The organism is Vibrio sp. STUT-A16 (assembly GCF_026000495.1).
GTDB lineage: Bacteria > Pseudomonadota > Gammaproteobacteria > Enterobacterales > Vibrionaceae > Vibrio > Vibrio diabolicus.
The window spans coordinates 1,647,344-1,663,215 of record NZ_AP026766.1 but is presented as its reverse complement, the minus strand read 5'-3'; the positions used below and the strand labels follow the sequence as shown (position 1 = coordinate 1,663,215).

The following is a 15,872-nucleotide window of genomic DNA, read 5'->3' as shown; positions in this document are numbered from 1 at the left end:
AAAAGAAAAACAGCACCTGATGATTCAATCAGGTGCTGTTTACTAAAATAACTTTATCTTCAGGTAATACTAATCCACGTTAAAAACTTGGTGATGGAACAGCTGATCAACAATTTCATGAGATGTCGCTGACGACCCTAGCTCCAACCCTGATAAATCAAAGTTCTCTAATGCCACTGACATTGTGTTGCTGCCTTCTCCAGTAATCGTCAAATTCAGAGTATCTTGGGCACTATCGTAGTCTGCGCTTACGTGTTCCAACAAGTTATCCATATCCGTTGTGTCGTCACCGACAAACTCAAGAATGTCACTCAAATCCAACTTGTCTTCATCCAGCCTAAAGTCTTTAATCACATCTCTTGATGACGTCATGTCCAGTGATTCTTGAGTAAAGGTGAAGGTGTCAATACCCTCTCCACCTGTCAAGATGTCACTGCCTAGACCTCCCGTCAGGATATCGTTTCCAAGCCCACCAACCAGAATGTCATCGCCTGCGCCACCACTCAACGTATCTTCACCTGCTTGTCCTAGCAAAATATCAATGCTTTCGCCACCAGTGATACTATTCGCAAACTCATCTCCCACCGACGCATGGCGCTCAGTTTGGGCAATATCGGTGCCAGAATCGTTCAATGTAAGTGTAAAGACGTTTTCACTTATGCCACCTTTACCATCAGACACTTTAAACAAGAAATGCATATCCGCCTGCTGGTCACCCTGTAGAGTAAGCTCATCGCTTTGAGTAAAGCTATAACTGCCATTGGATGACACTTCCAAGGTGCCGAACGCTGTCTGGATATGAAGCTGACCATCTACGTCACTGGATGAAGAAACTAACGGCTGATTTACGCTTACACCGTGCAGTTCTGCGCCCAACAGAGTGAAATCGCCTTCTGCCAAAGAAACGGTCATGCTATCACCATCAGCGTCCTGGCTTCCCGCCAGTAACTCACCGGCAATTGGATCGGGAGAGAACTGGTTTAGGTACTGCCCCAAGTCTTCACCTGAGTCGATAAACACCACTTTGTCGCTAAGCTCATCTAGAGCCTCTGCTGCTTTGACATTATCAGAGAGAGCAATACCAATCCCATATACTTTGGCGTCATGAGTCTGTTTGTAATCCTCCCAGCGCTCGGCTAGATCAGGAGAAGTAACAGCGCCCTCGCTAGGGTTGGGTTCGCCATCTGAGATAAAGAATATGGTGTCCTTACTCTCAGACGGTTTTTCTGGACCGAAATAGTCCCAACCATCCTGCCAAGGGTAAACGGCATTACTCGCCTCACCAGGCTCCATTACAGCCTCTAAAGCTTTATCGTAATCCGTATTAGTACCGTATTCTACGTCACACCAGTTACGCACATATTCTGACACTTCATTTTGGAAACTTAAATCGTTTGGATCACGGCCATTCATCTCTGGTGGGCGTGTCATCAACTCAACTTCACTCAAGGTCAGCCAGCTATGTGTGGATGTATCACCGTCGAAACGTACCAGACGGATATAGGTGTTTGATTCTCCTCCATCGGCAATCATGTTTTCAACCATGGAATGTAACGCTGCTGCTGCTTTGTAAGCTCTCGATTCAGTTTTCGGTGCGGTTGCATCACGACCCACGGTATTCTCACCGTCAAAGGTACGGGTCATGCTGTTCGAGTGGTCGAACACTACCGTCACTTTATTGATCGGTAAGTCTTCCATCTGAGCAAAGCCCTGAACTGGAGATGAGGTTGGGGCATGGTTCTCAGTGACATTCAGGATAACCTGAGTTGTATCGGTATCAACACCATCGCTTGCAGACACTTCCAACTGATACGTTTGCTGAGTCGAGTGATCCAGTTTTACACCATCTTTTAGCCAAATCTCACCACTATTAGAGTCAACACGGAATAGATCAGCATCACCACCACTCAATTCATACTTTATGGTGTCACTGCCATCCGGATCAAACGCTTCCACCTGGCCGACTAATACCCCAACTTCTTGCTCAGCGACGTCAAAGCTTGCTGTATCTTCTGTTGGCATACCGTTGGCATCGGTGCCTTGGGTTTGGTCTGTATCACCGACACTGATGAATTCTGGTGCGCGATCTCGGATATCAATGGTAACTTCACTATTTGTAGTATCACCGTCAGCATCGATAACCGTAACGTCAAGCTTCTCTTGTTGATGACCTACAACATTGCTCGCTTGATAGTCGTAGTGACCATTTTCAAAGTTAATGGTCAGCTTGCCGTGGTTGGTATCAATTTGCGCCAGAGAATGATCCGATATTTTCGTGCCATCGCTGGTAGTGACATCACCGTTTATTTTGTTGTAGTAATATATCTCGCCATCGATAGTGATGTGATCTACCCACTGAGCATCACCGCCATTGTCATCCAGAAGGTTACCTTGCAACTGGCCTGAGACCGTTTTGCTAAGCAAATCCCCAATCTGAGAATCATCTACAACGACAATAGCACTGCCTTTATCTGTCGCGATCGACTCCAGGTGTTCCAGAGACGCACCATTACCGATACCGACAGACCAGATATTTTCAACATCCTGACCGCTACTGCTGATGCCATTTTCCATCGCATTTTGCAGAATGATGCCCTCTTCTTCAGAAGTAGGCTGAACCCGACCATTCACTATGTCCTGATAACGCTGTTCACTTTCAAAATCATCTGATGTTGACCACTTAATCAAGTTTTCACGGGTTTGAATTTCTCCCACGTTCGTTTGATTTGTCCAATAGGTAAAATCGGAAGGTCGACCATCTGAGATAAAGTAAAGCTGGGTATCGGTATTACTAAGTAATGCATCATCTTCTGGATCACTAAGTATTTCATTTATTTGGTCAACGGCCTGGTTATATGGCGTCGATGCATATGGATGTATACCAGAGATAAAGGCATCAATGGCCTCGGCAGAATCTAGCCACTCAGAAATCTGGCCAGATGGTTTTCCGCTGTAAGTTGCAATTCTAAAACTTACTGGACCCAAATCTTGGTATTGCTCAAACATTGACTTAATAGAGTCTTGAGCAAGTTGCCAGCGAGTAACATATTGTCCGTCTGCATCTGTTACCCAGTCGAGCATTGATTCTGACGCATCAAGTGCAATCACAACACTATTACTTTGTGAATCAACGTCATTTATTTCGTAGTGAGCTGAAGACGATGACGGTAATGAATCCGTTACATTCAGATGCAAGGTGGCACTCTCAGACTGACCTCCGGCATCCACCTCGACGCTAGCGCGGATATCCAGCATGTCCGCCCCCTGCTCCGCATGATCAAGAGGCATATGTTGATCAACTGTGAAATGACCCGTTTTGCTATCTATGTTGGCTTGAACCACTTTGATGCGGTCGGCACCTGTTCCAGTATAACCAGTTAGAGTGCTCTGATCTGCACTCACTTCAAACACGACCTCTTTACCATCGCTGGTGAAACCACCTAGGTTTTGCTCGGCGTTGAAGTGATATTCAGCCTCCGTTGCAGACCCGAGGTTTGCGATAAAGTTGCCTTCAGCATGTACGCCAGTATCCGTGCCAACTTGAGATTCATCCAATGCTGCGTGTGCATCGCTGAGCGACATAGGCTCACCCATCACACTAACGGTAACTTTTGCTTTATCAGTCAGACCATCGTCATCACGGATGGTGTATTCGAAGGTATAATCTTTCACTTCACCCGTTTTCAGGGTTTGTTGATCAGTTGGCAGTGACTCTAGGTACTTGGCCGCATCAAAGACCAATTTACCATCTTGCAGATTAAGGAAACTTTCTGATGGATAGTCGATAATAGTCAGAGCGTCACCATCCGGGTCGCTGTCATTCGCTAGAACATCCAGCTCTAAAGTGCCTGAGCCGTTGGTCTGGTAAGCGTCATCAAAGGTCGTCAGGTCCGCTGATACCTGAGTAATAAAGTACTCTGAGCCTTTAGGATCAATGACACCGTCTTTATAGCTGGTAGTAGACATTTCAATACTATCGAAGAAACGCCCATCTGCATTGATGTTGACTACTTGATTACCACCACGGGTACCTTCAAACACACCTGTCGCAACCAAGTCACCTTTGTAGTAAGCCTTCCAAACACCGCGCTCAATACCAGGCTCCCAGCTACCGTTCGAAGTGTCTGTCCATAGGTTTTTCACTTCAACTTCAGCATGATCGGCAACCTGACCATTAGCAAAGGAGAAGCGCATTGCTTCACTTTGTCCGGTTGCATCATCATATCGAATCTGACCATCTTGAACCCGGTCTGAGCCGCTGTCTAGCGCAGAACTAACGCCATATTTGTGGTCGCCGTCACCAACATAATCAGCTTTCGATGCATCAGAAACCTTGTTTCCAGATCGAGTATCAATCACATAATAATCAACTGTGATATCAGCACTGTCATCCCAGTTGCTCTGGTCAATTGTCTTGGTTGTTTTTTCAATGCCCTTATCATCTTCAGCAATAGGGGCTTCATTAATATCGCGAACCAACACTTCGACCTGAGCGGTGTCTTTACCGCCAAACTGGTCACGAGCTTCCACTTCTAGCTGGTAGTTATCGATAGATTCATGGTCCAGATTTGCACCATTTTTGACACTGATCTCACCGGTAAGACTGTTGATTTCAAACAGTTCACTATGACCGTTTAAGTGATACGTAATCTGACTGTCCTGATCGACATCGAATGCATTTACTTTTCCAATTACACCCGATTGACTGTTTTCATCAACGCTAAACTGGTAACTATCGATGTCGGTTTTACCTTGGGCATCCAGACCAAAGTTGTCATTACTCCCACTAACAAATTCAGGAACATCATTAGTGCCCGCAATATCAATCACGATGTTTTGTTGGGTGCCATCGGTTGCCGTCAGGGTGATGGTGTCTTGTACCTGATCACCCTCGTCCAGCTGTTGAACCTGGCTTTGGTCCAGCGTATACGTCCACTGACCATCCACCAATGCTAGCTCACCATAGGTGCCCGTAACGGTGGTGTTTGCAAAAATCGGATCGTCGCCATTATCAACATCAGAAATAGTAATGGTACCTGTTGCGGTCACGACATCACCGAGATTGCCTTCGCTCACCTTGCCGGTAAACGTACCGTCAACAATAGGCTTGTCTTCGGTGCCCGTAATATCAATCACGATGTTTTGTTGGGTACCATCGGTCGCCGTGAGAGTGATGGTATCTTGCACCTGCTCACCCTCGTCCAACTGCTGAACCTGGCTTTGGTCCAGCGTATACGTCCACTTTCCATCCACCAACACCAACTCACCGTAGGTGCCTGTAACGGTAGTGTTGCTGAACTCTGGCTCATCGCCATTATCAACATCAGTAATAGCAATGGTGCCTGTTGCGATCGCGACATCACCGAGGTTGCCTTCAGTCACCTTACCCGTGAATGTGCCCGTCACGACGGGCGTGTCTTCGGTGCCCGTAATATCAATCACGATGCTTTGTTGGGTGCCATCGGTCGACGTCAGGGTGATGGTATCTTGCACCTGCTCACCCTCGTCCAGCTGCTGAACCTGGCTTTGGTCTAGCGTATACGTCCACTTTCCATCCACCAATACCAACTCACCATAGGTGCCCGTAACGGTGGTGTTTGTAAAAATCGGATCGTCGCCGTTATCAACATCAGAGATGGTGATGGTGCCTGTTGCGGTCGCGACATCACCGAGATTACCTTCGGTCACCGACCCCGTGAACGTGCCCGTCACGACTGGCGCGTCTTCGGTGCCCGTAATATCAATCACGATGTTTTGTTGAGTGCCATCGGTCGCCGTGAGAGTGATGGTGTCTTGCACCCGGTCACCCTCGTCCAACTGTTGGACCTGGCTTTGATCCAGCGTATACGTCCACTTCCCATCCACCAATACTAGCTCACCGTAGGTGCCCGTAACGGTAGTGTTGCTGAACTCTGGCTCATCGCCATTATCAACATCAGTAATAGCAATGGTGCCTGTTGCGGTCGCGACATCACCGAGGTTGCCTTCGGTCACCTTGCCGGTGAACGTACCCGTCACGACTGGCGTGTCTTCGGTGCCCGTAATATCAATCACGATCTTTTGTTGGGTGCCATCGGTCGCCGTGAGAGTGATGATGTCTTGCACCTGGTCACCCTCGTCCAACTGTTGAACCTGGCTTTGATCCAGCGTATACGTCCACTTTCCATCCGCCAATACTAGCTCACCGTAGGTGCCCGTAACGGTAGTGTTGCTGAACACTGGCTCATCGCCATTATCAACATCAGAGATAGTGATGGTGCCTGTTGCGGTCGCGACATCACCGAGGTTGCCTTCGCTCACCTTGCCAGTAAACGTACCGTCAACAATAGGCGTGTCTTCGGTGCCCGTAATATCAATCACGATCTTTTGTTGGGTGCCATCGGTTGCCGTCAGGGTGATGGTGTCTTGCACCTGCTCACCCTCGTCCAGCTGTTGAACCTGGCTTTGGTCCAGCGTATACGTCCACTTCCCATCCACCAATGCTAGCTCACCATAGGTGCCCGTAACGGTAGTGTTGCTGAACACTGGCTCATCACCATTATCAACATCAGTAATAGCAATGGTGCCGGTTGCGGTCACAACATCACCGAGATTGCCTTCGGTCACCGACCCCGTGAACGTACCGTCAACAATAGGCGTGTCTTCGGTGCCCGTAATATCAATCACGATCTTTTGTTGGGTGCCATCGGTCGCCGTGAGAGTGATAGTATCTCGTACCTGATCACCTTCGTCTAACTCTTGAACCAGACTTTGATCCAGCGTATACGTCCACTGACCATCCACCAATACCAACTCACCGTAGGTGCCCGTAACGTTGGTGTTTGCAAAAATCGGATCGTCACCATTATCGACATCAGTAATAGCAATGGTGCCTGTTGCGGTCGCAACATCACCGAGATTGCCTTCAGTCACCTTGCCCGTGAACGTGCCCGTCACGACTGGCGCATCTTCAGTGCCCGTAATAGAGATCACAACTTCATGCTCAGTGCCATCTACAGATAAAACGGTAATACTTCTGATGATTGGGTCACTGTCATGATCCAAAGCCTGCACTTCTTCGTGCTCATTATTCAGCTGATAATTCCAGTTACCGAAAGCATCAATTGAGAAGACGCCCCAATAACTATCTTGAACCTCACTCTGTGATTGGAATAACGCTTCACCTGTATTTGGATCAGTAACACTGAGGTTGCCAGAAGTTCCAAGCGTCACGTCTTCTTGAACGGCACCTCTATCTTCACCATCAATCAACGCTTCAGTTTCACCAAGCTCTGAGGTTGTGAATCGAGAAATATTAAATAGCGTTGTACTTTGCTCTGTCGTCACGCCGGCGGTTTCAAAAAAAGTACTTGCTAGTACTTCTGCCCCCGTTCGTTCAACAGTACCAGAAGCCGTCAAACTTGAACCCGTAACTTCACCAGCTTCAGTAGCATATTCATCACCTAGTTCGCTCGGGTCTTGCCCTTTTTCGATGGCCTCTAATATTTTCGCAAGCTTGTCGGTAGAATCAGTTTGAGCTTCACCTTCTGTGTCAGCAATATATACATGCTGAGGTTGGATCTTCCCCTCTACTAATTCAACGACCACTTCTCCCGGTAACAAGTTTTCTTTAGACGCAAAAGCTTTAATTTGACCATCTAGGCCGATTACAACATAGGTTTGTGCGGTTAATTTTGATGGTCCAACCAAGAGCTTATACCTCATTTAGTAAATACAAAAATCTCAAAGTCCATAAAACTAAGAAAGTAATAAGACTTATTTTCAAGAAGCGATATACACAATTGGGCGTAAGCTAGCATCAATTAACCCATCTAAAACACGCAATTATCCTATCAATAATTTTCATGTTTTAAATTTGTTTTATTTTGCACCGTAAAAACATATGTTATGCGACCTATTTTTAATATTCTTTAAACTTGTCATTAAATTTTCATTGAAATAGCAGCTTACATTCCAAAAAAGCAAGCAAAAGGAAACGTTTGCCTTGGGTAATATTAGTAATCTTTAATATTTATTTTTGAAAAATAACTGGCGTTAAATTATTTGGGGAGATTTTAGTGAAGCTAAGTAATATTAGTATCGCGTGTTTTGGTTTGCTAATACCACTGGTTTCTAGCGCACAAACTTTAGAACAAGCAATAGCGACAACATTTGCAACGAACCCTGATATCAAAAGTGCGTTTAACGAGTATATGAGTAGTCGTTATATTATCGATAAATCACGTGGAGCATATAAACCTAGTCTCGATATTGACGCGGGTATCGGTTACGAGAGCATTCATCCTTCCGACTCTACTGGTAAGAGTGATACCGAGATGACCCGCAAAGATATGGCAATTACTCTTACCCAGTTGATCTGGGATGGTTCAAAAACCCTATATGACATTGATCGTACCTCTGCAGATGCAGAGTCTGTGCGTTATCAGTTACTTGCAGATGCCCAAAATGTTGCGTTAGAAGTCATCAAAGCTTATTTGGATGTAGTAAAAACACAAAAGCTGACTGCGCTTTCCACTAGCAACCTAAACACACATAAGCGAATTTATACTGATATTAAAAAGCGTACAGAGTCAGGAATTGGCTCAGTTGCCGATCTTAACCAGGTTAAAGCTCGTTTAGCAAAAGCTCAGAGTAATGTTTTAGCTGCACAAAATAACCATAAAGACGCTCAAACAGCATTCTTTCGCTTAGTTGGTGAAGCACCAACTAACCTTATTTTTCCGCACGCAGACCAAAACTTTATCCCCAATTCTCTAGACGAGGCCCACTCGCAGGCTTTTGACAATCATCCTGTCATAAAAATAGCACTCGCAGATGTCGATTCTGCCAGGTTCCAATATAAACAAGCAGATGCAAACTATTTCCCTGTCATCTCATTTGAAGCGAAACAAAGCTGGAACGATGATGTAGGAGGAGTAAATGGTCTCAACTCTGAAACACAAGCAATGCTCCGTGTCCGATACAACCTTTACAACGGTGGCCGAGACTCTGCAAACAGTGACAGTATGGCCTACCAACTCAATAAAGCGAAAGACCTCAGAGAGCGAGCATACCGAAGTGTGGAGCAAGAGCTCCGCCTTTCTTGGAGCGCTCTTGAGCTGACTAAACAACAAAAGTCATTTTTAATACAACACGTTGATTCCATGTCAAACACCGTTATTGCATACCAAAAACAATATCGTATTGGAAAGCGCACCCTACTTGATCTGCTGAACACTGAAAACGAGTTGTTTGAATCACGCAAAAACTACTTAGAAACACAATTTGCTCAGCAATACGCACAATATCGGACCCTGACTTCAACCGGGCAGCTTTTAGACGCATTGCGCGTCGACATACCGGAAGCGTGGACTCAATCGGTGGAGTACTAAATACAATGAAAAAGAATCTTCTAATCACTCTGGCTTTGGTCATAATGAGTCATCATAGTGCATACGCAAAAGATGAGCTGACGTACATTCCTATACCAAAGGCGAATCAGATTGCTGACCTAAACGACTTGGACAAAGATGGTGTGATAAACGCTCGTGATCTTTGCACCGGCACTCCAATAGGGGCAGAAGTGGACAATGATGGTTGTGAAACCTATTTGCATAAAGAAGAGCAATACCAACTTAAGATTTTGTTTGATAATGACTCTGCTCTTATTAACCAAATTTTTAAAAACAAGATAGATGAGTTGGCTGCATTTCTTAAAAAGTATCCAACCACTTCTATAGAGATACAAGGATACGCAAGTAAGGTAGGACGCGCAGACTATAATTTAAACCTATCTCGCCATCGTGCAGAGAATGTACGCAATCTATTGATAGAAAAAGGAATCCCGGGTGACCGCCTCGCAATTATTGCTTTTGGCGACACACAGTTAGCAGAGCCGGGTATGGATCGTGTCAGCCACGCATTAAACCGCCGCGTTACTGCCACTGTTGTCGGCCAGCAAGGAATGGTTAAAGATGAGTGGACGATATTCACTACCTTCCCAGAAGTAAAATAAACTTATACCCCTGCTTATTTGCATAGATGAGTGGGGGTATTTTCATGTCATTACGCCTAACTAATTAGACACAACTAATAAAACAAACACTAACATTAATCATAACTCACTAATATTATGGCAAAAATTAAAAAGTGAGCCTTTACTCTATATTAGTAGTAATATATTAGAGTCAAAATGAAAACCACCAATACTTTTAAATGGGAAGAAGATAAGCCAATCAATAACACTGAGGGGTTTAAGCAATCACCTTTCTTCACCACAATATGAAATCAATTTATTATATAGCTTTAATAAATCAATCATCTATTGAGGAAACATAATAAAACATGACAGAAACATGTCTTCGTAGATTGAGCCAGTTATTAAAACATTACAAACACTCTCAAACGTATCAGGTAAACCTCGACGATTTAGAACTGGTTTTTTCAACTTCTAGACGCAACATATCTAATATACTGAGAATACTTGACAGCTACAATTGGATCCATTGGGAGCCAGGTCGTGGTCGTGGGAAAGCCAGCACACTAAAAGTGACGGTAACAATACATCAAGCCCTCTACTTTACGATTCGTAATGAAATCAACAATGGTAGCTTTGACGTCATCTCGAGGTTACTTGAGCATTACCGTAGCACCGCTGTAAGCGCACTTAGCCAAGCACTCGCAGAAGTTTCAGAAGAAAACAAAGATTCAAATACACTCATCGTCAGCCAGTATCCTTGGGTAGATGAGCTAACCCCTTCACTGACTTATCGCTTTTCAGAACTGCAGGTAATACGCAGCTTGTATGACACCCTATTTACCGTTGATCACTACGGTCAATTAAAAAATCACCTCGCTTGTGAGTACAAAAATGAAGGCAGTTGTATATATATTTGGCTCCGCCCTGATATCTGCTGTCACGATGGGCTAACATTACAAGCAGAAGATGTCGTACACTCTTTAAATAAGCTCGTTACAACAGATGGCCCCGTCCAAAAATTACTTCAGCAAGTCACTCGTATCAGCTTCGATAATGCCAAACAAGCTATACGTATTGACTTAAAGCAGCCTAATAACTTATTCATTTACTGCTTAGCAACCGCAAATGCGTCTATCACTACTCGACGTCAGAAGAGCTTTAAAGGTCGCAGTATCACAATAGGTACTGGCCCGTTTGTACTTAGGCATTGGGATACCGACAAAATAGTACTGAAGAAACATCATAACTATTTCGCAAAAAAGGCATTATTGGAGCAAATAACACTCTCTCATCAAGGGACTGAGCTGGATCAATACATCAGTTATAATCAGGAAACTGACGATACCGAATGTTATATGATTCAGGCATTTTCTTTTCTAGCACGTAATCGTCGCGCCGAGTGCTCACTAAGCGAGCAAACTTGGCAGCGCCTATTTTCTTTTATCGAGAGTCGTAGATTTGAATTTGCCAAAGCGAATGGCTTGGAAACGATGCACATTCTCGATGATAGCTCTCACAACGAGAGTGCTCCTCAGCTTGAGGGAACGTTGGTCATAACCCATCCAAAGTGGACGATTGATTATTTAAGTAAAGCGAACCAATGGATCGTAGATTTAATCCGTCAAACTGGGTTGCATGTAGAATTTGTGGAGCTAACTGACGCTAGTAATCCTCAACTTGTAAAAGAACAAGCCGACTTGCTCTTTGTCGAAGATGTCATTGAGCCACCTTTAACCTATGGAATTTATGAGTGGCTATTAACAGGTACAGGTATTCGATTTGCTCTTCACTCTGATGAATTTGAACAGCATGTTAATCACGTACACGATGCAGTATCAGATCCCACGCCTGAAAAACGTTTGGAGGGAATACTCTCGGAGCTCAGAGCTGATACAACAATCTTACCATTGTTCTGGGGGCAAGAAAAAATCACCAGAGCGAAAGGTGTAAGCGGTGTTCAACTCCGTAAATCTGGGTACAGTGATTTCTACAAATTAAGAGTCAGAGCCGGACAAGACTAATCTGTTAGAAGCTTCTGTTTGCTAATTACTTTTGTAGTCTACGATGTGAGTTTTCAAAATAATGCTTAATCACACTAAGCGAGCACAAAATTGAACTCACCGACGACTCGACCATCAATGTTGACAGGCTCAAACTGCAAATAATCACGGGCTTTTCCGCCCCACCACTCTTTACCAGTTCGCCCTTTCAAATAAAGCTGTGTCGTTAACAGCTCTTTCTCTCCACGCCACAATTTTACGTGGATGTGGGGAGGTCGAGAGCTATATGGAACCGGAAATAACGTTTGAAAAAGGTAATTCCCATCTTCGTCAGTTAAAACTGCACCAAAGCCTGCAAAGTGAGGATCAAACTTATTATTGTTAGGTTGATTCGGGTGTTCATAGATGCCTTGTCCATCACATTGCCATATTTCTATTTTCATTCCAGACAATGGATTCCCTGCTGTATCCATTACCTTACCCTGAAGAAAAATGGGCTCACCAATAAGACCTTTCGACTGCAAAATCAAATTTTGACGAAGTGGCACTGGAACCACGGGATAGAATGGCCCTTCCGTTTGAGGCGGTGTCGGCTTCATTGGGCTAGCGGATTTTAGCGAAGGCGCAAATATTAGCGACCATAAAGCTAAGAAGTGTCGACGTTCCATATCATCACCAGTGATTGTTTACCTTACTTAAGTTTGGTGATTCTTGATGATTTTTCCAGCATAGCAGCACACTAAAACAAATATGCCTCTTTTCAGGGTAACGCTTGAACAGAGGCATTTACAAATTAGCTACTAATAATTAAACGGCTTCAAAGGCTAGTGCTTTCTTCTCTACCTGGCGGAAAATAAGAGTTAGCACACCATTTACCGTTAAATAAAATGCGCCCGCAATACCAAATACCGTCAACGTATCGTAAGTTTGTGCGTTAATGCGCTGCGCGTAACCCATCAGATCCATGATCGTGATTGTGCTCGCTAATGACGTGCCTTTGAAGACCAAAATAACTTCGTTCGAATAAGCCGGAACGGCACGACGAATAGCGTATGGCAGCAGCACTTTTAGCGTTGCGGTTTTGTTCATCCCTAGAGCACGACACGCTTGCCATTGACCAGAAGGAATTGCGTTAAACGCGCCTTTAAACAGCTGAGTGCTGTACGCCGCGGTATTAAGCGCTAACGCTAACATCGCACAGAACCAAGGTTGGCTTAACCATGTCCAAAAAACACTTTCTCTCACTACATCAAACTGACCCGGACCGTAGTAAACCAAGAAGATCTGTACCAACAAAGGCGTACCAGTAAACAAGGTGATGATGCCACGGCTTACCCAATGCAAACCCGGAGTACGTAGGATCAGAGTCAGCGTCATCATCAAAGCTAAGAGGCAGCCGACAACCAAGGAAGCGGCGGTTAATTGAAGGCTAGTGCCCAAGCCATTCAGCATTTGCCAAACGTGTTGTTCGTTCATGCGGTTGCCTCCTGTCCCATGCTCATGCCTTGAATTGAGAACTTCTTATCAATCAGTTTGACGGCACGTTGTGTAATCAAAGTGATGCCTAGGTAAATCGCCGCAGCAGTTGCGTACCATGTAAAGGCTTCATGCGTCGCTGCAGATGTTAGCTGTGCTTGCTTCAGTAAATCCGTTACGCCAATCAGTGATACAAGCGCGGTATCTTTCAGCAAAACCAACCATTGGTTAGTTAAACCTGGTAGTGCGTGTCTTACTGCTTGTGGCAAAACAATGCGAACAAAAGCGTGTGCTTGACTGATGCCGAGTGCACTTGCTGCTTCTCTTTGCCCTCTTCCAACGGCTTTCAATGCGCCTCGTAGAGTTTGAGAAGCATAAGAAGCGAAGATCAATGACAACGCCACCGCGCCAGACAAGAACGGGCTAACTTCAATAAAGTCGCCGGTGATTAAAAACAGAACCTGCGTCGAACCAAAATAGATGAACAACACGACAAGGATTTCTGGCAAGCCACGCACAATCGTCACAAATGCCGTCATTGGCCATTTAACGAAAACGCGGCGAGACATTTCACCACTGGCGAATACCACTGCCAGAATCAAACCGACTAAAAGGCTTGTGAAGGCTAGCTGGACAGTCATCCAACTAGCTTGAACAAGCGATAAAGAGTAACCCGTTAGTGCCATATTACTTACCGAAGTACTTGTTGTAGATTACGTCGTATTCGCCGTTCGCTTTCACTGTTTTCAGTGCCGTGTTCAGCTTGTTCACTAGCTCATCGTTACCTTTGTTTACTGCGATACCGAAACCGTTACCGAAATATTTAGGGTTGGTTACGTGCTCGCCCACGTATGCTAGATTGTCTTCTTTCTTGAACCATTCAGCTACGACAGCTGTATCGCCGAATACAGAATCAATACGACCGTTCTTCATATCGATGAATGCGTCTTGGTAGCTAGAGTAAGGAACCGCTGTTACGCCCGGCATTTGCTCAATCAGGTAACTTTGGTGTGTTGAACCGTTTTGAACACCAACGCGCTTACCTTCTAGTGCTTTTTGATCAGCAACTTTTTCTTTGATAGAAACAAACGCTGCTGAGTTTTCATAGTATGCATTCGTGAAATTCACTTGCTCCAAACGCGCCTCAGTAATATCCATTGCAGAGATAGCCGCATCGTAACGTTTGAATTTTAATGCAGGGATCAGGCTGTCAAAAGATTGGTTATGGAAGGTACATTTGGCTTCCATTTCTTTACATAGTGCGTTCGCCAGATCCACGTCAAAACCTTGGATTTGGTTATTTTCATCCATGTATTCGAATGGGGCGTACGTCGCTTCCATCGCGAATTTGATCTCTTCTTGTGCTGCTGCGTTTGCTGCCATAGTTGCAGAAGAAAGGCCGATTAGTGAAGCTAGTAGAATCTTTTTCATTGCAATACTCCGTGTGTACTTAGTGGGCTGACACTCGCAATGACAGCCGAGCTTATCTGTTAAATAGACTGAACTTTAAAAACGTAATTTAGTGATTTAGTGATTTAAGTAGTCAGCAAACTGGGCGGTTTGCGGGTTAGAAAACGAATCATTTGTGCCGTGCTCAACGATGTGTCCTTTTTCTAAATACAGTACGTGACTAGCGATTTTCTTGGCGAAATCCACTTCGTGCGTCACAACTACTTGTGTAATTCCGGTTTCGCTTAAATCTTTAATAATCTTAACGACTTGGTTAGTAATTTCCGGATCAAGCGCAGCGGTCGGTTCATCAAAAAGCAAGACTTCCGGTTTCATCATCAATGCACGAGCAATCGCCACACGTTGTTGCTGACCACCAGAAAGTTGCATCGGCCATGCATCCGCTTTGTCTGCCAAATGCAGCGTCGCAAGAATTTGCATTGCCTGCTTCTTCGCTTCTTCTTTATCCATGCCAGCGACTTTTACCGGAGCCTCAATCAGGTTCTCCATTACTGTCATGTGCGGCCATAAGTTGTACTGCTGGAACACCATGCCTACTTTACGACGAAGTGCTAAACCTTGTTTCTCTTTGATTTCAGTAGAGAAATCAAAAACATCATTTGCGATGTTTAGCTTGCCGTTATCCGCACCTTCAAGAAGGTTAAGAACACGTAGTAGAGAGCTCTTCCCTGCACCACTTGGACCAAGTAACACCAGTGTTTCGCCGCTTTCACACTTAAAGCTGACATCGTGAAGCACTTGTGTCTCACCGTAGGATTTATTGATTCCGCTTACCTGAATAGTCATGCTGACATACCGCATTAATTGTCACTTGGTATTTATATTACTCAACTGGACTTTTTATGCAATAAAAATGTATAAAAATTTAATTTGTTAATTTTTTGTATGATCAGCAACCACCAAGACAGAGTATCTGACTGGTTTGAAGAGTTAGTTTTAACTGAATTTGTTGAAGAAAACCCAACAAC

General features: G+C 44.6%; 9 protein-coding genes. 3 read left to right on the top strand and 6 right to left on the bottom strand.

What is annotated here, in order from left to right; all coding sequences use genetic code 11:
• Positions 1 to 69 precede the first annotated feature (69 nt).
• The gene (locus OO778_RS24100; protein WP_264911983.1) at positions 70 to 7,689 is read right to left on the bottom strand and encodes a VCBS domain-containing protein; all 7,620 of its coding nucleotides are present in this window, start codon (positions 7,687 to 7,689) and stop codon (positions 70 to 72) included.
• A gap of 368 nt (positions 7,690 to 8,057) precedes the next feature.
• Between OO778_RS24100 and OO778_RS24095 the strand changes: the two genes are divergently transcribed.
• The 3 genes from OO778_RS24095 to OO778_RS24085 all read left to right on the top strand — a co-directional run bounded on the left by OO778_RS24095 (position 8,058) and on the right by OO778_RS24085 (position 11,979).
• Positions 8,058 to 9,371, top strand: coding sequence for a TolC family outer membrane protein (locus OO778_RS24095; RefSeq protein WP_074190888.1), 1,314 nt, complete (start codon positions 8,058 to 8,060; stop codon positions 9,369 to 9,371).
• Between the two features lie 5 nt (positions 9,372 to 9,376).
• Positions 9,377 to 9,994, top strand: coding sequence for an OmpA family protein (locus tag OO778_RS24090; RefSeq protein ID WP_005390925.1), 618 nt, complete (start codon positions 9,377 to 9,379; stop codon positions 9,992 to 9,994).
• Between the two features lie 329 nt (positions 9,995 to 10,323).
• Complete coding sequence (locus OO778_RS24085; RefSeq protein ID WP_074190887.1) at positions 10,324 to 11,979, top strand: ABC transporter substrate-binding protein; 1,656 nt, start codon at positions 10,324 to 10,326, stop codon at positions 11,977 to 11,979.
• 74 nt (positions 11,980 to 12,053) lie between these two features.
• Here OO778_RS24085 and OO778_RS24080 read toward each other — a convergent pair whose 3' ends face one another.
• The 5 genes from OO778_RS24080 to artP all read right to left on the bottom strand — a co-directional run bounded on the left by OO778_RS24080 (position 12,054) and on the right by artP (position 15,690).
• Positions 12,054 to 12,626 carry a protocatechuate 3,4-dioxygenase gene (locus OO778_RS24080; protein WP_074190886.1) on the bottom strand — a complete coding sequence of 191 codons (573 nt, stop codon included), beginning with the start codon at positions 12,624 to 12,626 and terminating at the stop codon, positions 12,054 to 12,056.
• A gap of 139 nt (positions 12,627 to 12,765) precedes the next feature.
• The gene (gene artM, locus OO778_RS24075; protein ID WP_074190885.1) at positions 12,766 to 13,434 is read right to left on the bottom strand and encodes an arginine ABC transporter permease ArtM; all 669 of its coding nucleotides are present in this window, start codon (positions 13,432 to 13,434) and stop codon (positions 12,766 to 12,768) included.
• Positions 13,431 to 14,120: an arginine ABC transporter permease ArtQ gene (artQ, locus tag OO778_RS24070; RefSeq protein ID WP_074190884.1), complete on the bottom strand. Its 690-nt coding sequence runs from the start codon at positions 14,118 to 14,120 to the stop codon at positions 13,431 to 13,433. The genes artM and artQ overlap by 4 nt, the downstream gene beginning before the upstream one ends.
• Position 14,121: 1 nt before the next feature.
• Positions 14,122 to 14,865, bottom strand: a complete 744-nt coding sequence (locus OO778_RS24065; protein ID WP_005390934.1) for an arginine ABC transporter substrate-binding protein — start codon at positions 14,863 to 14,865, stop codon at positions 14,122 to 14,124.
• 96 nt (positions 14,866 to 14,961) lie between these two features.
• Positions 14,962 to 15,690: an arginine ABC transporter ATP-binding protein ArtP gene (gene artP / locus OO778_RS24060; RefSeq protein WP_102970230.1), complete on the bottom strand. Its 729-nt coding sequence runs from the start codon at positions 15,688 to 15,690 to the stop codon at positions 14,962 to 14,964.
• Between the last annotated feature and the right edge of the window lie 182 nt (positions 15,691 to 15,872).